Below are 18,154 nucleotides of genomic sequence, written 5' to 3' on the forward strand. Positions count from 1 at the left end.
TTCAGAAGCGGCGGTAAACCAGTTCAGGCGTTTCTGCCTGCTCCACCGCCTTCTCGACGATGTCATGAAATGGCGAGCGGCTGCAAACCGGGTCCATGTTGGCGGCATTCCCTGTCAGAGCCAGCGCCTGACAACGACAGCCTCCCCAATCGATCTCCTTGCGGTCACAGGCCCTGCAGGCTTCCGGCATCCACTCCGTCCCACGGAACATGTTGAACAGGTGGGAATTGTTCCAGATCTCGGCCAGTGATTCATCCCGGACGTTCGGGAAGGTTACATTCGGGATGATTTCCGCAGCATGGCAGGGAAGAACGCGACCAGACGGGGAGATGTTCACGAACCGCTGCCCCCAGCCGCCCATGCAGGGCTTGGGACGGTCTGCATGATAATCTGGCGTGACGTAATCAATGGCCAGACCTCCCTTCTCACGCTCGGCTTCTACAGCACGCGTGGACTCTTCGAGCTGTTCTCTGCTGGGAAGCAACGCATCGCGGTTTTTGAGGCCCCAGCCATAATACTGGGTATGAGCAATTTCGACGCGGCCAGCCCCAAGCTGACGTGCCAACTCAAACATTTGCGGAATCCGCGCGACATTTTCCCGGTGGACAACAAAGTTCAATGTCATGGGAATCCCGGACGTCTGAATCAGCTGGGCGGCTTTAAGCTTGCGAGGCTGCGCGCCTTTCAGGCCGCCAATGCGTTCGGCGCCCTCTTCCGTCACATCCTGGAAAGAAAGCTGGATATGATCCAGCCCGGCCTTATCCAGCGCATCAAGTTTGGCTTCATCCAGCAGGACGCCGGACGTAATGAGATTTGTATAAAGGTTCAGCTTTCGTGCCAGCGTCACCAGTTCCACCAGATCTGGCCGGGCCATTGGCTCACCGCCCGAGAAGTGAACCTGCAGGACGCCCATCTCTGCCGCCTGTTCAAGCACCCGTCTCCATCCAGCCGTATCCAGCTCTGCCGCCTTACGCTCCAGATCCAGCGGATTGGAGCAGTATGGGCAGGCAAGCGGACAACGATGGGTCAGTTCAGCCAGAAGGCTCATCGGTGGCTGGGGCAAGGTCATGCGCGCAGAACGCCCTTTTCCGTCAGATCAGAAAGAAGCGCGAGAACATCCGTGGAGATGACTTCGCGCGGGGCGGAGAACTGTTCCGTCAGCTTCTCTACAATAGAGCCAACAGGCAGCTCCCCGTCCACAAGACCCAGGATATGTGGGGCGGCGCCTTCGATAATGAAAGCCTTTTCGGGAGCCTGGACAAGCCAGACATCCCGAACACGGTCATGTTGCAACCGATGACCACGCGCGAAGGACAGGACGGTCTCTTCCGTCACACTCATGGGACGAAAGCGCCCGGCGGGATGTGCCCTTCCACATACGCGTAATCCAACGCATCCAGCATGGACCACAGTACGGAGCACTTGAACTCCAGAGCACCCAGAACTTCGCGCTGTTGTTCCGGTGTACGGGCATTTTCCCGGACATAGGCCAGCGCGAAATCGGAATCCCGAGGAGCCTGCGTCAGACGAGGTGTAAAATAGGCCAGCGTTTCTTCAGAAATGAAGTCGTAGTGCCGCAGCATCCCTGAGACACGTTCGCTGATGATCGTCGGGGAGAACAGCTCGGTCAGGGAGGATGCGATAGCTGCCAGAATGGACTGATCACGCACGAAATTCACATACGCATCCACGGCAAAGCGTGTAGCGGGAATCAGGCCGTCCGTGCTCTCCACATAGTCCCGATCTAGACCCAGGCCATCCGTGAGTACGAGCCACCGGGCGACACCGCCTGTTCCCGGCTCCGTACCATCATGATCCTCGATGCGGCGACGCCATTCGCGGCGCAGCTCGGCGGTCGGGAGGCGAGCGAGGAGCGTGGCGTCCTTGGCCGGGATCTTAGCCTGATAATAGTAGCGGTTCAGGGCCCAGGCCTGCACCTGCTGCTTCGTCAGCAGACCATCATGCAGCTTGCGGTGGAACGGGTGACGGTTGTGATAGCGCTCAGCACCAATCTGGCGGAGGCGAGCTTCGAGCTGGTCAGGGGTCAGGAGTGTCATGGTGTTTCCAGTCTGAAAGTCATGCCGTCTTCGGACACGGTCCACCCCGCGTTCTCGACGTCTTTGCGTTCCGGACTGTCTTCCATCAGAACCGGGTTCGAGTTGTTGATGTGAATCAAGACTTTACGCGGTTTTGAGCAGGACGCGAAGCACTCCACCGGGCCACCACTATCCCGGACAGAGACGTGCCCCATACGCTGACCTGTCTTGGGGCTCAGCCCCGCTCGGATCATTTCATCATCGCGCCACAAAGTACCGTCAAAAAACAGCATATCCGCTTGAGCGGCACGTTCGATGATTTCTGGTGTGATGTAGGCGCAGCCGGGGATGAACAGAACCGTCTGAGTCCCATCTGTGATCGAAACACCCAAAGTTTCATCAGGTCGGGAACCTTCGGCTTCTGCATAAAGCGGAGCCTTACCCGGCACGGCAAAGGCTGTGAGCGTTAGGCCTGACAGGCTGCCATCCTTCAGCTTCAAAGCTATAGGCACATCAAGCGTCAGAGGAACGCGCGGGACAATTGCAGGATCGAGCGCACCGAAGATCGGATTGGCCGCCAGTTGCTCCAGTGTGGAGTCACTCCCCATGAGCGTGAAAGGCTCACGTTCCCGCAGGGTCAGCAGACCCGTAATGGCGTCGATTTCACCACAGGTGAGAATGACGCTCTGGATCGGCGTCCCGCGCAGACTACCCTGATGGTGAAGGGCCGGAGTCTCGATAATCTGCTGCCGGAGATCAGGGGAAGCGTTGAGAACAAACCAGTGTTCTCCATCAGCACTCACAGCAATGGAGGCCTGAGTGCGAGGGCGTGCGCCCTGTCGCGTGCGGGCGGCTACACAACCCGGCGCTGCGGAGTTCCATTGGGGGAAACCACCGCCGGCCGCGGAGCCGAGCACGATGACATCAATCATTTTTCAGAAAACCGTTTGGGAAGCATGAACAGAAAACGGCCGCCCCTGTGGGAGGCGGCCGCCATTTTTCCCCGAAAGGGAAAAGATGATTACTTCTTCTCGCCGCAGACGTACGAGTTGATTTCTGCGCCTAGCGGAATTTCGGTAACTTTCGGCGTGTTCCAAGCCATGGCTGTTCTCCTAGCTCCAGGTTCGCCAGCAGGGCAGACCCCTACCAGCTCTGATCATTATTTAGTTACCTCTTCCCACTGGAGTTCAAGAGGGTTTTTGGGCAGAACACGCAACTGTGTCCTCTGTCAGGGCTTTTACCCTGATGTCACCCCTCCCCGCTTCAGGCGTCAAACATGTCCGGCTGTCCGACAGAGCCTTCCGCAGTTTCCAGCCAGAAAGGCTCTCTTCCGCCGGAAGAGGATGCATCCGGCCCAAGTCGACCCAGTCAGCGGGAAGGAGATGAGCTGCCAGATCCGACGCTCGACCGTAACATATTACGTCAGCACCTGAACGTCAGGGACATCTGCGTCCTGATCCTGACGATTCTGGCCGTGTTTTACTCGCTGTATTTCACCGCGCCCATCCTTTTGCCCTTTGTGTTCGCGCTGGTCGTCAACCTGATGATGATCTCGCCGATGCGTTTTCTTCGGCAAAAACTGCATCTGCCCAAACATCTGGCTGCGCTGTTGCTCATCGTTGCCATGTTCGGTGTGGTTGGTGGAATTGCGACAACAATTTCTGTCCCGGCGGCAGGATGGATTTCCCGTGCTCCGCAGACACTGCCTGCTCTCCAAAGCAAACTGGCCGTCATGCGCGGGCCGATTGAAGTCATGGAACGGGATTACATGCGGCTGTCCGGCATGTTCGGCGGCTACAAACCCTCTGGCTCGCACGCTGTAGCGGCGCCAATCGGCGGGGAGAATGCCCTGAGCCGCCTTGGGACGTCCGTTCTCGCAGGCACCAGAGAAATTGCAGGCGGCTTCTTCTCCATGCTGCTGATGCTCTTCTTCCTCATGACGGAAGGAGACACATTGCTGCGTCGGATTGTGGAAATCATGCCGACATTTCGAAAGAAGCGCCGACTGGTTCAGATCACGACCCAGATTGAACGGAATGTCTCGCTCTACCTCGCAACCATCACGATGATGAACCTGCTGGTGGGGCTTGCGAACATGATCCAGTGCTGGGCAACGGGCATGCCCAATCCCCTGCTCTGGGGGGTTCTGGCTTTTCTGCTCAACTACATCCCGATCATCGGCCCCCTGACCGGAATGGTAGTCTATTTCGTTGTAGGGCTCTTTACCTTCCCGTCCCTGCTTTATGCGCTGGTTCCACCTTCCATCTACCTGCTGATTCATGTGCTGGAAGGAGAAACCATCACCCCCATGCTTCTGGCCCGGCGCTTCACGCTGAACCCGGTTTTCGTCATGGGGTCTCTTCTGTTCTGGGACTGGATGTGGGGCATTTCCGGTGCTTTCCTGTCTGTCCCGATGCTCGCCGTTTTTAAGATCATCTGTGACCATATCGAGGTTCTGGCCCCCCTCGGCCACATCCTTGGCGGATCCCGCAGACGGTCTCTCAGCAGCGCAATAACAGCACAGCTTCAGTCGGAAACCTGAGGAACATCTGGTCAGGCAAGGGGTTTTCAGGCTAGAGGCAGCGACATTGTCCTGCCTCAGGAAACATCAAGGAGACCCTCATGATCCAACAGCCCCGACGCGGTGTCTGCCTGGTGATTTCAGCCCCCTCCGGTGCGGGCAAATCCACGATTGCAAACGCTCTGCGTGCGTCAGAGCCATCGTTGAAGCACTCTGTTTCCGTGACGACCCGTGGGCCACGCCCTGGTGAAGTTGAAGGTGTTCATTATCACTTCCGGGATATCGAAGCGTTTCGCACGATGGCAGAGGCCGGCGAACTTCTGGAGTGGGCAGAAGTTTTCGGCCGTGGCTATGGCACTCCGCGTGCGCCTGTTGAAGAAGCGCTGGAAGCCGGTCATGACATGGTCTTTGACATTGACTGGCAGGGCCATCGCCAACTGAGAGCCGCCCTCCCCGCAGACGTCGTGAGCCTGTTTGTTCTGCCACCATCACTCGAAGAGCTGGAACGCAGGCTTCACAAACGGGCCTCTGATGATCCCGCAGAGATTGCAAAGCGCATGAAAGCCGCGCTGGATGAAATCTCTCACTGGGCGGAATTCGATCATACGATCATTAATTCTGATCTGGACACAGCTATTTCTCAGGCCAGATCAGTCCTGACGGCCGCTCGGTTGGCAACCAGACGGCAGAGAAATCTCTCCAATATTGTAGCGGCTTTCAACAAGACCGCCTGACATCTTCAAAAACTGAGTTTCCGGAAGGCCGCGATTTCCTGATTGTGGTCTTCATTTCTTTTCCAGAATGACAAAACATTTCGGTATCAGAATTTGCGTAGCCAGACGTAACGAGTTCGTTATGAATAATGACAGCAGCATTGGTGCTGCAGAAGGCCGTAGCTTATTGGGAGTCGACGGTATGTCATCAAGGCGTCTTTTTTTCCTCGCAACCACGTCTCTCCTGGCGTCCTCTGTTGAAACCCATGCTTTGGCCACAACACCAACGGCAGCAACGGATACTCATCACAAGGTAGTACATCACCATACGCCTGCGCAGGCAGCGACCACACCCACGACCGTAAAGCGTCAGGCTGTACAGCATCGCGCTGCTGAAGGTGGCAATGAGAGCATGATTGTTACAGGCACACACGCCAGTAACAAAAGGGCTCGCGACAGCTCAAGCCCAGTAACAGTCGTGTCAGCCGCAACATTGCGACGGTCCGGCCAGATGAATCTGGCAGATGCCCTGACCCGCACCTATGCTTCGATCAACGTTTCTGCAAAGGGAAGTGATACCGCAGCTCTCACATCCTCAATCCGGATGCGTGGCCTGAACCCGAACCAGGTGCTGATCCTGATTGATGGCAAGCGCCGCCACGTCACAGCCAACATTGTTCAGAACGCCGGGCCGCAGTTCGGTTCAACGCCAGTCGATCTGAACATGATTCCGGCGAACATGATCGACCACATCGAAGTTCTGGAAGATGGCGCAGCAGCCATGTATGGCTCGGATGCGATTGCCGGTGTGGTGAACATCATCACCAAAAAGCAGAATCACGGCCTGAACATGTCAGCCCAGACCGGCGCGAACGCCTACAATGGCGACGGCTGGCAGTACCAGCTCAACGCTGATGGCGGCCTGAAACTTGGACATGATGGCTATATGCACATCAGCGGACAGGTTTATCATACGGATCACTTTGTCGCTGGCGCGAATGACCATCGCCTTCTTGGAAGCTGGCCCACTGGCGCGAACACCAATGGCTACTACACGGGTGTTGTTGCCAACGCTGTAAACGTGCCGAAAAACTCCAACAAAATCATGAGCACCCCTGAAGAAACCCGCGAAAATCTAGGGATTGATTTCGGGAAGCCGATTACTGAAAAAATCGATCTGTATGGGCAGGTGACCTACGCCCATCGTCATGCCGAAGCCATTCAGAATTACCGCGTTCCTAGCATTGCCCCAACGCTTTATCCCTCCGGTTTCTCCCCCCTCGAAGTCATTGATGAAGACGACTACGCCGGTGAACTCGGCCTCAAAGGGCATGATTTCTATGGCTTCGACTGGGATCTGAGCACGGTTTACGGTGCGGATCAGGACAAGATCAGCAACAAGAACACGGCCAACACCGGTATGCTGGGCTCTACCTGCAACAACGGCAACGTCGCCAATTATTCCTCCACCGGGTGTGGCTGGTCTCCCACGACTGTGCGTGCGCTGAACTACCGTAATGCCCAGTGGACCAACAATCTGGATTTCCGCCGGAAGATCAACATCTTCAACACCGTCCCGATGGTTCTTGCCTTTGGGGGTGAACATCGCCTCGAAATGTATGACATCGTCGCTGGTGAACCCGCTTCTTACGAGGTTGGCGGCACACAGGGTTATGCTGGCCTGCGACCACAGAATGCGGGCTCCTGGAGCCGAAACATCTGGGCCGCCTATATTGATGGCGATTTCCACCCTCTGAAGCACTGGGATCTGGATTTCGCAGGCCGCTTCGAGCATTACACAGATGTTGGCAATGCCCAGAACGGCAAGGTCTCCACACGCTACGACGCAACGCCATGGCTGGCGTTCCGCGGCACGATCAGCACAGGCTTCCGTGCCCCGACCCTCGCCGAGCAGCACTACAGCACGATGAGTGTGAGCCCGACCAGCGCCAGCGGTCTTCTGCCTGTCAGCTCCGCAGCAGCACAGATCCTGGGTGCCAGCCCGCTCAAGCCTGAATACTCCGTAAGCTCCAGTGGCGGTGTCGTCGTGGAACCGGTCAAGGGCTTCCACGTGGAGGCAGACGTCTATCAGATCAATCTGCGCAACCGCATTTCGCAAGGTGGAACCACGAAGGGTCAGGCGGCTGTCGACGCCATTCAGGCCATGGGTTACGCGCTGCCCGTCAACTCCTTCGATATCAGCAACGTCTCAGCCTATTACTTTGCCAACGTTGCCAGCACGCGGACACAGGGCCTGGACATCAAGGCGGACTACACGTTCCACCTGCATCGCTACGGTAATCTCGCTCTCAGCATGGCGCTGGATCTGAACCGTACCCGCATGCATCATGTTGCCAGCGATACAAATGGCAACCCGCTGCTCAACGCGCAGACAATTGGGTACCTCACGACGGGGTACCCGCGGAGCAAGATCATCCTCAACGCGTACTACACGGTTGGGAAATGGGACATCAACGTGCGGCAGACGCGTTACGGCGAAACCACCAGCATGATGACCTATCAGGACTGGACGCCAACCTCTGCTACCTGCGCTGCTGCCGGCGGGGCCGCCCTTCGTTACTCCAACACCTGCTTTGGCCAGTTCAAGAACACTCCGCGCTGGCTGACCGATCTTGAAGTCGGCTATCGCTTCAACGAGCACTGGCATGTGGCTGTTGGCGGTAACAACGTCTTCAACGTTCGTCCCCGCAAGCTTCCGGAAGAGCTGAGCTCCTACGGTGCTGCCGTCTATGACTCCAACTCGGCACAGGTGCCGATCAACGGCGGCTACTACTACGGCCGTATCAACGCGACATTCTGAGCCTGCAAAGGGCTGCCAGGGAGAAAACCCTGGCAGCCCTTTTTTCTTACTTCGTCGTGTATCCACCATTCACAAGAATGGTCTGACCCGTCATCCACCAGCCATCAGACACGAGCGTCCGGACAAAGGGGACAACATCTTCAATATCGGTCAGGCCGGTCTTGCTCAGAGCAGACAGGGCAGCCGCCGTCTTGTGATATGCGACGGCATCCGCACCTTCCTGCCCATAGAAGAAGGGCGTATCCATTGGCCCGGGACCAATCGCATTCACGGAAATGCCTCGTGCACCGTACTCTTTGGAAGCAGCCCGTGTGAAATGCTCGACGGCCGCCTTGCTTCCCGCATAGGTGGCGTAGAACGGCGTGTAAGCTCCCAGAAGGGACGTAACGAGCGTCAGAATCTTGCCGTTGTCGTTGAGATGTTCTCCGGCCTCTTTGATGAAGAAAAAAGCCGACTTCGTGTTCACGTCGAACATCTCGTCGAACTCCTGCTCAGACGTCTCTGCCATCGGCTTCTTGAGCACCTTGCCAACCGTATTGATCGCAATATCCGGCCGACCAACCGCAGCCACAGTGTCAGCAAACAGCTTGGTGTTCCCGTCAGCTGTTCTCAGGTCCTGCTGAAAGGCGACGGCCTCCACGCCCTGAGCTTTGAGACCCGCGACCGTTTCGTCCGCAGCGGGTTTTGTAGCTGCACTGTTGTAGTGAATGGCGATGGCACGAGCCCCATGAGCCGCCAGATCCCGAGCGATCAGGCCGCCAAGGTTCTTGGCGCCCCCAGCAACAAGAACCGTTTTTCCTTTGATACTGTGATCTGTCATGATCCGGTCTCCGCCTTTTTGAAATGGAACGCGCAGGCTACCGTCTGACGGAACACAACAAAGGCTGTATTCCTGACCACACCTGTCAGGAATCACGAACAAACTCAGGCCCCTGCTCTGCGGAGATTTTTTTTGGACCGGATCGACCTCTTCCGCATTTTCACCAGAGTCGTTGAAACCTCCAGTTTCACACGCACGGCTGACATGCTGAACATGCCACGTTCGACCATCTCCACAGCCATTCGTGATCTGGAAACGCGCGCAGGAACGCGTTTGCTCGCCAGAACCACGCGCGCAGTCTCTCCCACTCAGGACGGACTGGCTTTTTACAAGCGCTGCCTGCGCGTCATTGGAGAGGTGGAGGACATTGAAACGCTGTTCCGGAAAGACCGTGACGGCCTCAGCGGTGTCGTAAGGGTCAATATGCCGGGCAGGATCGGGCGTCTCATTGTTGCCCCGGCTTTACCCGATTTTTTATCCCGCCACCCTGGCTTGTCCGTCGATCTTGGCGTCACGGACCGAGCCATCAATCTGGTGGAAGACAGAGCGGATTGCGTTCTGCGTGTAGGGCCGTTGCAGGATTCCGGTCTCATCAGTCGCAGGATCGGAGAACTCAATCTGATCAACGTCGCGAGTGCGGCCTATCTTGACCAGTTTGGCTGCCCTGCCCACCCAGATGCCCTGAACGATCATTACGTAGTGCGTTATGCATCGCCCGTCACTGGCCGACCGGAAGACTGGGAATGGCAGGAGGGCGGAGAGACCAGAACCGCTTCGCCACCCAGTCGCGTGACGGTTGATAATGCTGAAGCCCTCATTGCCTGCTGCCTGGCCGGGCTGGGTCTGATCCAGATTCCGGCCTACGACGTGCAGCAGCACATCCAGGCTGGAGAGCTCGTCAGCGTGATGCCTGAATGGTGCGCAGAGGCTCTGCCCATGACCATTCTATATCCACACAGGCACTCCGCTGGTGATCGTGTGACAACATTCGTGGACTGGCTGGAGCCTCTCATCAAAAGCCACGTTCTGACGTGATTCCGGCGGATGGTGCTTCAGAATCCGTTTGCGTTGCGGCCTGTACGGCCGCAGCAAAGGCGGTCGCACTTCCCATCGCGTCTGCCATGGTGGTCGGCATCAGAATGGTCGTTCCACGGTTTTTGTTCATCTCAAAAACGCGGTTGATCTGAAGAATCTGCAGGGCAATCGGTGAGGCTTCATACGTTTTGGCTGCAGCCGCGAGTTCCACAGCAACAGCACGTTCGGCACTGGCGAGCGTAACACGCGCTGCACGTTCCCGCTCTGCCTGCGCCTGACGGCTCATCGCATCCTGTAAATTATCTGGCAGCTGAACATCACGGATTTCAACAGCCTGCACCGTAACACCCCATTCGCGTGTCTTGACCTCAATCAGGTCCCGAAGCTGGTCATCAATTCTGCGACGATCCTCCAGCAACACGGCAAGGTCGGAGCTGCTGACCACCTCACGCAGGGTCGTCAGGGCCACCATGGACACGGACCCCTCGTAGTCATCCAGCTCCGTGATGGCGCGGAGTGGATCATGAACCATCCAGAAAACAACAGCATCCACATCCACCGGCGTCGTATCACGCGTCAGGGTTTGCCGCGTATGCACCGGAACCGTCCTGATCCGCTGATCAACCACTTCGGTGACCTGATCTACAAAAGGGATGATGAGAAACAGCCCAGGTCCCCGCAAACCCTGAATTTTACCGGCTCGCAAGACCAGAGCACGCTGCCAGGAATTGCACATCTTCAGGGACAGAAGGACGAGAACGCCCAGCACCACGCCGATGATTGAGAAGGCGAGGTTAAAGGTCAGAGCCTGTAAGCCCCCGCCGGCCAGAATACACCCGAGAGCCAGTGCAATAGACACCGAATTGACAGGAAGGCCATTGCTGCGCCGCGACACGGACGACGGAAGTGTTGGATACGAAATCATGACTATGCCTTTCCGGCGCCGGTCTCTGGCGCGATTGTGGGCGAAGACGCTTCAAGAAGGTGCTGCATGGCCCGGAGGAGCGCGTCTGGATCGAGCCCCAAGGCATGGCTCCGGGCGATTGTTGCCGCCGCGAGATCCATGAGCTCTTCCCTCTTTCGATCAATATCGGCCGATGGAGGATGCTGGCTCACAAAACTGCCTCGCGCCCGATAAGTCTCGATGGCACCCAGCCGTTCCAGTTCCGCGTAAGCACGCTGCACAGTGTTGAGATCAACCCGAAGATGAACTGACAACGCCCGCATCGTGGGAAGCTGGTCTCCCGGAGAGAGCAGACCAGACCCTATCGCTGTCAGGATACGCTCCCGCATCTGTGCGCGCAGGGGCAGGCCACTCGCAGCAGAAAGGGGGGTCGGAAACAGCAATGTTTCTATGTTTGCAGACATGCATACAAGATGCATCGATATGCACCCTCCCTGTCAAGAAATTTTGGAAGACCGCCGCTTCGTGATATGCGCTGCTGTTCTCTTTTCATTGGCTGCGGACAGCAAGGACAGACGCCCCATGACAGCGCCTCAGACCGGAACGGACACTTCTGACCGAAGCGGTTCTCCGCTGATCCTTGCCCTTCCAAAAGGGCGGATTCTCAAGGCGTTAGCCCCCGTTCTAACACGAACAGGCATCGAACCCGATGCGGACTGCCTTCAGGAAAGCAGCCGTCGGCTGCGATTTGGCACCTCCTATCCAAATCTGGACGTTGTGCGCGTCCGTTCTTTCGACGTCGCAACTTTCGTAGCGTATGGTGGGGCGCATATCGGGGTCTGTGGCGCAGATGTCCTGATGGAATTCGACTATCCGGACATTTACGCACCGCTTGATCTCGGAATTGGTGGTTGCCGAATTTCCGTGGCGCGCCCTAAAACCGTCACCGAAGATCCGGCAGCCTCTCAGTCACGCCTGCGTGTCGCCACGAAGTATCCGACCATTGCACGCCGTCACTTTGCGTCCCGCGCCGTGAATGCAGAAATCGTGCACCTGAATGGTGCCATGGAGCTTGCGCCGACCCTGGATCTGGCGAGCGTAATCGTGGATCTGGTTGATACAGGCTCCACTCTCCGCGCCAACGGCCTCATGGAAACAGAAACCATTGCCCACGTCACAAGCCGCCTGATCGTCAATCGCGTCGCGCTCAAGACGCGCCCTGAAGAGATTGGCGCATTGATCGAGCGATTCCGGGCAGCCCTCAACACTGAGGGAGCGTCAAAATGAAACGTCTCGACACCCTGAGCGCCAGTTTTGAAAAGGATCTTGCGAACCTTCTGGCAGATCGCAGCAGTGACGAGCGCAGCGTCGCGGAGCCTGTCCGGGCCATCCTGGCTGATGTTCGTCAGCGCGGGGACGAAGCGCTCTGTGACTATACGGCCCGCTTTGACCGCCTGACTCTGCCTGCTGAAAGCCTACGCATCAGCGCGGAAGAAATTGCCACGCAGGCAGATCTTGTCCCGTCAGACCTGATGGATGCTCTCAAAACCGCTGCCCGGCGCATTGAAGCGTTCCATGCTGCACAGATGCCGAAGGATCTGGATTTCACGGACGACGAAGGAATCCGGCTTGGCATGCGCTGGACGGCTCTGGATGCCGTGGGTCTTTATGTGCCCGGCGGAAAAGCCGCTTATCCCTCCTCGGTTCTGATGAATGCCCTTCCCGCGCGCGTCGCCGGAGTGCAGCGCGTGGCCATGTGTGTTCCATCTCCTGACGGTGTGCTGAACCCACTTGTTCTGGCAGCGGCCCGTCTCTGCGGCGTAGAAGAAATTTATCGGATCGGCGGCGCACAGGCTGTGGGCGCCATGGCATATGGAACAGAACTGATTGCTCCGGTAGACCGGATCGTCGGCCCCGGCAATGCGTTCGTGGCGGAGGCCAAGCGACAGGTCTTTGGCCATGTTGGCATCGACAGCATCGCCGGGCCTTCGGAAGTTGTCGTTGTAGCAGATGGGAATAATGATCCCCGTCTGGCCGCAATCGATCTACTGGCGCAGGCTGAACATGATGAACAGGCACAGGCCATTCTCATCACTACGGATGCCGCGTTTGCAAAGGCAGTAACGGCGGCTGTCCAGACAGAACTGGAAACCCTTCCCCGTACCGCTATCGCGGCCAAAAGCTGGGAAGACCATGGTGCAGTCATTGTCGTTCGGGATCTGGATGAAGCCGCCCGGATTGTGAACCAGCTTGCTCCTGAACATCTTGAAGTGCTGCTCGACGAACCGCGTGCCTTCAGTGCAAAAATCCGCCATGCGGGGGCCATCTTTATGGGCCGCTACTGCCCGGAAGCTGTCGGCGATTACGTTGGTGGTCCCAACCACGTTCTACCCACAAGCCGCACGGCCCGTTTCGCATCAGGGCTTTCTGTGTTCGACTTCATCAAACGCACAACGACCATTGAGGCGGATGAAGCCGGACTTGAAAAGATCGGCCCCGCTGGTGTTGCTCTCGCACAGGCGGAAGGGCTGGATGCTCATGCTCTGAGTCTTTCGCTACGTCTGGGCCAGATCAAAAACTAAGTGTTCGCCCGCCCTTACGGGGGCGGGCAAATCTTAAGGCCGTCTAAATCCTGACAGTGCCGATTGGCAGCAGGCTGCAATCCGCCCACATAAATTTCGAGCGTTCCCTCCGCCTGGTCGGCTTGGGGCTTTTCTCTGCCACATGCAAAATCTTTGGGCGGGCGGGACAGGTAGAACGTATTGATCGGCCGGTTTTGTTCGGCAGAGAGTCGAAAAACTGTCATAATCCGATCGGCATCCGGGCCGTAGAGATCCAATCCACAGCCTGCAACGGGGTAGAGCGCTACCTGCTGCGCGTCCCCAATCAAACCTGTCAAAGACCTGGTAACGCCCGTAACAGGAAAATCGGCCTTCCACAGGTCATGTGCCTGCGCGCGTAACGAACGGGTGTCCAGGAATTGCAGCAAGGCACAGACAATCAGCAGGCTGCCTCCCACCCTTCTCGGTATAAAGCGGGATAAACGGATTGCCGCGATCAACAGACCATATCCTACAGGCCAGAAGCATCGCCCACTCGCCCGAAAAACGTCTGCCAAAGGGGGCGACAGGGCTATGTGCCAAAGCCGGTATGGGCCTGCATATCCCGTGTTGGAAACAGCGTAGAGCGCCATAATTCCAAGGAAAATCGACAGTCCGGCATGCCGCCGCATCGCGCTCAGAAGTTCGCGCCCGCAAAAGACCACATCACAGAGCAGAAGCAAAAGAAGCCCTGCACCGAGATAGGAATAGCCCTCAAAAGACTGGGTCTCCATGCCGTAATGCAGCGCAGGAATAAACGCCAGCAGATTAGAATGCATGGGCCAGATGGGCGACAGCAGGTTCATGGAGAACAGGCCATACCCGCCAGCACCTTGAGCATACCGGAAATATCCCAGCACCTCGCTGACAATCAGGACCAATGCAATTCCAGCCCCGCATGAACAGGCTACCTCACGCCACGCCTTAGCCCTCCGACACAGAAGCGTCAGAGCTGCTGCCGCAATGGTCCCTGAAGCCAACAGAAGAAGGATCGGATGAATGAGCAGGCAGATCACAAGAAAGATCGGCGTCAGCCCCAAAGCCCACTTTTTCCCCCGCACAAGGGAGAAATAAAACGCAAATGCCAACAGAAGAAGGAATTGCCCCATCAAACTGAGATGAATGATACGTCCCAGAAAAAATGGCATGCAGAGAGCCAGGATGGCTCCGGACATCAACGCCGTAAAACGCCGTTCACCCGCAGCGGATAGCGCCAGAACCATAGAGACCGGCTGCATAAGGAAACAGAACACCAGCCAGAGCCTGTAAGGTACAAATCCGGCGGGAAGCAGCGCCACGAACGGTTTGAACAGTAACAACAGTAACGGTGTACTGTCTGTCATTGCTACGCTGGCACCCCGAGGGGTCAGGAGCGAGCGTGTGTCCAGCAAAGGCCACTGCCACGCATCGCCCAGGAAATACCGCTGCCCAGCGACGGCCTGGATTCCGTCCTGGAAAACTGGAAAACGGCTTAGACTATCCAGCGGGACAAGATGCAGGCCCTCGCCCAGCCCCATGAGTACGGCAAGGACCAAAGCCCAGACAATCGAAGGCACCGCGCGCACCCACTCATACCTTTTCGCCACGCATGTCCTCGCCTGCGGGGCAGAGCTGTCAGAAGCCGTCCCGCTTTTGTTTCATATTACCAAGGCACCAGCCCATTTCTGCCATTTTCATACCCGGTGCCATGGACAATCGGTATGTCTTGTGAAAAGTCCACAATCATTTCGGCCAAAAACATCAGAAAAACCGCGTTAAGCTTGACCTTTTGCCGGACAGTCCGCACATAGCGGAACTGGATTTTCAGGCTCCGATCGGGGCCACTGCCATCCGCAGACCTTTACCCTGTCCCTGAAGCAAGGATTCCCATGTCCAAAGAAGACCTTATCGAGTTCACCGGCACCGTCATGGAACTGCTGCCCAACGCCATGTTCCGTGTCACGCTCGACAACGAGCACACCATTCTCGCCCATACGAGCGGCAAGATGCGCAAGAACCGTATCCGCGTTCTCGCTGGTGACCGCGTAAACGTTGAAATGACCCCATACGACCTGTCCAAGGGCCGGATCACGTTCCGCTTCAAGTAAGAGACTGCGGCGTATGCCCCTTTCCCAGTCTCCCGTGCCTGAAAACGGCATGACAGATCGCCCGGCGCTTGTTCTGGCGTCTGCCTCTCCCCGACGTCTGGCTCTTCTGAAGCAGATTGGAATTGTGCCTGATGACGTCATCGGCACAGATGTGGATGAGGAACCGCGCCCCGGTGAACTTCCCCGCGCGCTGGTCCAGCGTCTTGCCCGAGCGAAAGCTGACCATGCAGCAGCACAGCGTCAGGATGCAGCTCTGGTGATCGGTGCGGATACTGTCGTTGCCGTTGGACGACGCATTCTCCCCAAGGCGGAGGATGAACAGACTGCACGCGCGTGTTTGCGGCTGCTTTCAGGCCGAAACCACAAAGTGCTGACCGCAGTGGCTCTGCGTCCCACCTCTGCGTGGCCGGACGGTGTGGCCAATGAGCGCCTTGTGGAAACGTCCGTCACGTTCCACCGACTGACTGACAGCCAGATCGACGCACTGATCGCCAACGGAGACTGGCAGGGCAAGGCTGGCGGCTACGCCATTCAAGGGGCTGCCGCAGCTCATATCCGGCAGATTGGCGGCAGCTACTCTGCTGTCGTGGGTCTTCCGTTGTTCGAAACCGCACAGCTTCTGCGCGGGCAGCCCCGTCGTCAGGGTGGGTGGATCGCGTGATCGAGATCCGCGCCGCCTGCTCTCCGGGCGATGTGCGGATTGCGGTTGCGGACCATGAGACTCTTCTGGATGCTGCCATTTGGCGTCCCGGCCTTCCGGATGGGTTTGATGACTGGCATATTGCGCGCATCCAAACGGTCGCTCCTGCACTGGGCGGGGCCTTTGTCACACTCCACAACGGAGACGATGGCTTTCTGTCCTGCCGGGATGCGCTGGTTCAAGGAAAACTGATCTCCGTCCGCGTCAGCCGCTCCGCACAGAATGGCAAGGGCCTGCGCCTGCGTAAGGCAGAGCCTGTGCCGGATATGCCTGTTGCACCGACGCTTCTGGCATGCGGCCCTTCACCACTGGAAGAACTGGCAGACCGCTATCCCGACGCCCCCCTGTACGTTGATGCGCCAGGTATTGCCGCGCGCCTTCCGGCCCGACTGCGCCCCCGGTTTCAGCGATGCCAGCAGGCCTTTGACGACACGCTGGAAAGCGACTTTGACGAACTTGGCTCCGAATTTGCAGATCTTGGCCAACTTACAGCCAGTATCTTTCCCACCCCCGCCCTGATCGCCATAGACCTGGACAGCGCCAGCGCTCCTGACTTCAAGGGAAATGTCGCAAGTTTTCCGGCCCTGGCGCGACAGATCCGCCTCCGCAATCTGTCAGGCACGCTGCTGGTTGATCCCGCAGGCGTTAAAACCCGCAAGAGGCCTGCCCTCGTCAGCTTCCTGCGCGATGCCCTGTCGGATGATCCGTTAAAGTCGCAAGTGCTCGGAGCCACGCCTTCCGGCCTTCTGGAAATCACTCGCCCGCGGCGCAGACCTCCCTTGCACGAACTTTTGTCCTCCCCACATGGAAGGGCGCTGTCAGTGCTCCGCACTATTTTGCGAGAAGACCGCAAGGGTCGCACTCTGACAGCATCCATTTCTCTCGTCAGGGCTCTGGAGAACGATCCAGAAGCCATGAGTGACTTTACTTCCCGCCGGGCCGCTCCTCTGGAGCTGGTCATGGATCCAAACGCATCCCCTGCAAGCTGGAGCCTTTCATGAGTGCCACCTGCCCTATCTGCAACCGCCCAACGGAAACGGCTTTTCGGCCCTTCTGCTCACAGCACTGTGCAGACATTGATCTGGGGCGCTGGTTCAACGGTAACTACCGCGTTCCATCCTTCAGGCAGGATAATGAAGAAGACTCTGAAGAATATCCTCATACTGAGGGTTGATCCCGAGCGAATCATCAGCTAAACCCCGTTTCCGCAGCGGGTGTCTCACCTTAAGCCCGGTGCCCAAGTAGCTCAGTTGGTAGAGCATGCGACTGAAAATCGCAGTGTCACTGGTTCGATCCCGGTCTTGGGCACCATTTTTTCCAAAAAATAAAAAATAATCTCTTTGTGCTAAGCCTTAAGGCTTAATCGTTTTGGTGCGTCTGAGCTGCGCCGAGGCTCATGAACAGAGCCGTCATTCCTGATCCACCGCATCAATCTGGGGTGGCAGGCGCCGATCAATCCATTTCACCAGAACTCTCAACACCGTATTGGCACCGAGAATAAAGACGGTCAGCAGAGCTGCCTCTGCAATCATGTCACACCCTGTGCACGCACCGATGGCGGCTGAGCACCAGAGTGTTGCCGCAGTATTCAGGCCCCGCACATTGGGGCCATCTTTCATGATGACGCCGGCGCCAAGAAATCCGACGCCTGATACCACGTAGGCAATCACGCGAATGGCCGAGACATCGCCGCCAATACGCTCTGCGAGATCTACGAAAGCAGACGCACCAATCGCGACCAGCGCATTGGTGCGCAACCCGGCGGTCCGTTGGCGGAACTGACGTTCCGCCCCGATCAGCGTCCCAAATACAAAAGCAGCCAGATAGCTTCCGAACGTATCCAGAAAGGAGTGCGCATCAAAGGTCTGGGTAAAATGCATTGTTACTCTTTCGCTGCCTGCCGTGTATCGCGGTTCA

General features: G+C 57.4%; 19 protein-coding genes, 1 tRNA gene and 1 pseudogene. 11 read left to right on the forward strand and 10 right to left on the reverse strand.

Going from position 1 to position 18,154, the window contains the following annotated elements:
- Position 1: 1 nt before the first annotated feature.
- The 5 genes from pqqE to pqqA all read right to left on the reverse strand — a co-directional run bounded on the left by pqqE (position 2) and on the right by pqqA (position 3,138).
- Positions 2 to 1,069 carry a pyrroloquinoline quinone biosynthesis protein PqqE gene (pqqE, locus tag R5H23_RS10555; RefSeq protein ID WP_317215389.1) on the reverse strand — a complete coding sequence of 356 codons (1,068 nt, stop codon included), beginning with the start codon at positions 1,067 to 1,069 and terminating at the stop codon, positions 2 to 4.
- Complete coding sequence (pqqD, locus tag R5H23_RS10560; RefSeq protein WP_099211350.1) at positions 1,066 to 1,341, reverse strand: pyrroloquinoline quinone biosynthesis peptide chaperone PqqD; 276 nt, start codon at positions 1,339 to 1,341, stop codon at positions 1,066 to 1,068. Before pqqD ends, pqqE begins: the two co-directional genes overlap by 4 nt.
- Positions 1,338 to 2,057, reverse strand: coding sequence for a pyrroloquinoline-quinone synthase PqqC (gene pqqC / locus R5H23_RS10565; RefSeq protein ID WP_211508081.1), 720 nt, complete (start codon positions 2,055 to 2,057; stop codon positions 1,338 to 1,340). The genes pqqD and pqqC overlap by 4 nt, the downstream gene beginning before the upstream one ends.
- The gene (pqqB, locus tag R5H23_RS10570) at positions 2,054 to 2,968 is read right to left on the reverse strand and encodes a pyrroloquinoline quinone biosynthesis protein PqqB (protein ID WP_317215391.1); all 915 of its coding nucleotides are present in this window, start codon (positions 2,966 to 2,968) and stop codon (positions 2,054 to 2,056) included. The genes pqqC and pqqB overlap by 4 nt, the downstream gene beginning before the upstream one ends.
- Positions 2,969 to 3,057: 89 nt before the next feature.
- On the reverse strand, positions 3,058 to 3,138 hold the full coding sequence (pqqA, locus tag R5H23_RS10575) for a pyrroloquinoline quinone precursor peptide PqqA (RefSeq protein WP_010502998.1): 81 nt from the start codon (positions 3,136 to 3,138) through the stop codon (positions 3,058 to 3,060).
- A 174-nt stretch (positions 3,139 to 3,312) separates the two neighbouring features.
- Between pqqA and R5H23_RS10580 the strand changes: the two genes are divergently transcribed.
- The 3 genes from R5H23_RS10580 to R5H23_RS10590 all read left to right on the forward strand — a co-directional run bounded on the left by R5H23_RS10580 (position 3,313) and on the right by R5H23_RS10590 (position 8,091).
- Complete coding sequence (locus tag R5H23_RS10580; RefSeq protein WP_211495666.1) at positions 3,313 to 4,578, forward strand: AI-2E family transporter; 1,266 nt, start codon at positions 3,313 to 3,315, stop codon at positions 4,576 to 4,578.
- Positions 4,579 to 4,658: 80 nt separating this feature from the next.
- A complete protein-coding gene (gmk, locus tag R5H23_RS10585; RefSeq protein WP_099211344.1) occupies positions 4,659 to 5,291 on the forward strand; it encodes a guanylate kinase in 633 nt (210 codons plus the stop codon).
- Between the two features lie 181 nt (positions 5,292 to 5,472).
- A complete protein-coding gene (locus R5H23_RS10590; protein WP_317215392.1) occupies positions 5,473 to 8,091 on the forward strand; it encodes a TonB-dependent receptor in 2,619 nt (872 codons plus the stop codon).
- Between the two features lie 46 nt (positions 8,092 to 8,137).
- Here the strand turns inward: R5H23_RS10590 and R5H23_RS10595 are convergent, their stop codons facing one another.
- Positions 8,138 to 8,911 (reverse strand): SDR family oxidoreductase, encoded by a 774-nt coding sequence (locus R5H23_RS10595; protein ID WP_317215393.1) that lies wholly within the window; start codon positions 8,909 to 8,911, stop codon positions 8,138 to 8,140.
- Between the two features lie 132 nt (positions 8,912 to 9,043).
- Here R5H23_RS10595 and R5H23_RS10600 point away from each other — a divergent pair, with 132 nt between their 5' ends.
- A complete protein-coding gene (locus tag R5H23_RS10600) occupies positions 9,044 to 9,946 on the forward strand; it encodes a LysR family transcriptional regulator (protein ID WP_211508078.1) in 903 nt (300 codons plus the stop codon).
- Here R5H23_RS10600 and R5H23_RS10605 read toward each other — a convergent pair.
- Both R5H23_RS10605 and R5H23_RS10610 read right to left on the reverse strand, forming a co-directional pair.
- Positions 9,924 to 10,871: a slipin family protein gene (locus R5H23_RS10605; RefSeq protein ID WP_317215394.1), complete on the reverse strand. Its 948-nt coding sequence runs from the start codon at positions 10,869 to 10,871 to the stop codon at positions 9,924 to 9,926. The genes R5H23_RS10600 and R5H23_RS10605 overlap by 23 nt on opposite strands.
- Before the next feature lie 2 nt (positions 10,872 to 10,873).
- A complete protein-coding gene (locus tag R5H23_RS10610) occupies positions 10,874 to 11,314 on the reverse strand; it encodes a GntR family transcriptional regulator (RefSeq protein WP_317215395.1) in 441 nt (146 codons plus the stop codon).
- A 118-nt stretch (positions 11,315 to 11,432) separates the two neighbouring features.
- Here R5H23_RS10610 and hisG point away from each other — a divergent pair, with 118 nt between their 5' ends.
- Both hisG and hisD read left to right on the forward strand, forming a co-directional pair.
- Positions 11,433 to 12,137, forward strand: a complete 705-nt coding sequence (gene hisG, locus R5H23_RS10615) for an ATP phosphoribosyltransferase (protein ID WP_235271746.1) — start codon at positions 11,433 to 11,435, stop codon at positions 12,135 to 12,137.
- A complete protein-coding gene (hisD, locus tag R5H23_RS10620) occupies positions 12,134 to 13,432 on the forward strand; it encodes a histidinol dehydrogenase (protein WP_317215397.1) in 1,299 nt (432 codons plus the stop codon). Before hisG ends, hisD begins: the two co-directional genes overlap by 4 nt.
- Positions 13,433 to 13,446: 14 nt before the next feature.
- On the opposite strand, the gene R5H23_RS10625 is transcribed toward hisD, so the two are convergent.
- A complete protein-coding gene (locus tag R5H23_RS10625; protein WP_317215398.1) occupies positions 13,447 to 15,036 on the reverse strand; it encodes a DUF6311 domain-containing protein in 1,590 nt (529 codons plus the stop codon).
- A gap of 282 nt (positions 15,037 to 15,318) precedes the next feature.
- On the opposite strand from R5H23_RS10625, the gene infA reads away from it, so the two are divergent.
- The 5 genes from infA to R5H23_RS10650 all read left to right on the forward strand — a co-directional run bounded on the left by infA (position 15,319) and on the right by R5H23_RS10650 (position 17,548).
- Complete coding sequence (infA, locus tag R5H23_RS10630; RefSeq protein WP_007282896.1) at positions 15,319 to 15,537, forward strand: translation initiation factor IF-1; 219 nt, start codon at positions 15,319 to 15,321, stop codon at positions 15,535 to 15,537.
- 13 nt (positions 15,538 to 15,550) lie between these two features.
- Positions 15,551 to 16,198 (forward strand): Maf family protein, encoded by a 648-nt coding sequence (locus R5H23_RS10635; protein ID WP_317215403.1) that lies wholly within the window; start codon positions 15,551 to 15,553, stop codon positions 16,196 to 16,198.
- Positions 16,195 to 17,238, forward strand: a complete 1,044-nt coding sequence (locus R5H23_RS10640; protein WP_317215404.1) for a ribonuclease E/G — start codon at positions 16,195 to 16,197, stop codon at positions 17,236 to 17,238. Before R5H23_RS10635 ends, R5H23_RS10640 begins: the two co-directional genes overlap by 4 nt.
- Entirely contained in the window at positions 17,235 to 17,411 is a 177-nt protein-coding gene (locus R5H23_RS10645; protein ID WP_099211330.1) for a DNA gyrase inhibitor YacG, read from the forward strand. The genes R5H23_RS10640 and R5H23_RS10645 overlap by 4 nt, the downstream gene beginning before the upstream one ends.
- Positions 17,412 to 17,472: 61 nt before the next feature.
- Positions 17,473 to 17,548 (forward strand) — tRNA-Phe (locus R5H23_RS10650).
- A 137-nt stretch (positions 17,549 to 17,685) separates the two neighbouring features.
- On the opposite strand, the pseudogene R5H23_RS10655 reads toward R5H23_RS10650, so the two are convergent.
- A pseudogene (locus tag R5H23_RS10655) lies at positions 17,686 to 18,117 on the reverse strand (MgtC/SapB family protein); the annotation flags it as partial.
- Positions 18,118 to 18,154 lie beyond the last annotated feature (37 nt).

The sequence above is a fragment of the Gluconobacter sp. GP1 genome (assembly GCF_032913585.1).
GTDB classification, from domain to species: Bacteria; Pseudomonadota; Alphaproteobacteria; order Acetobacterales; family Acetobacteraceae; genus Gluconobacter; species Gluconobacter cerinus.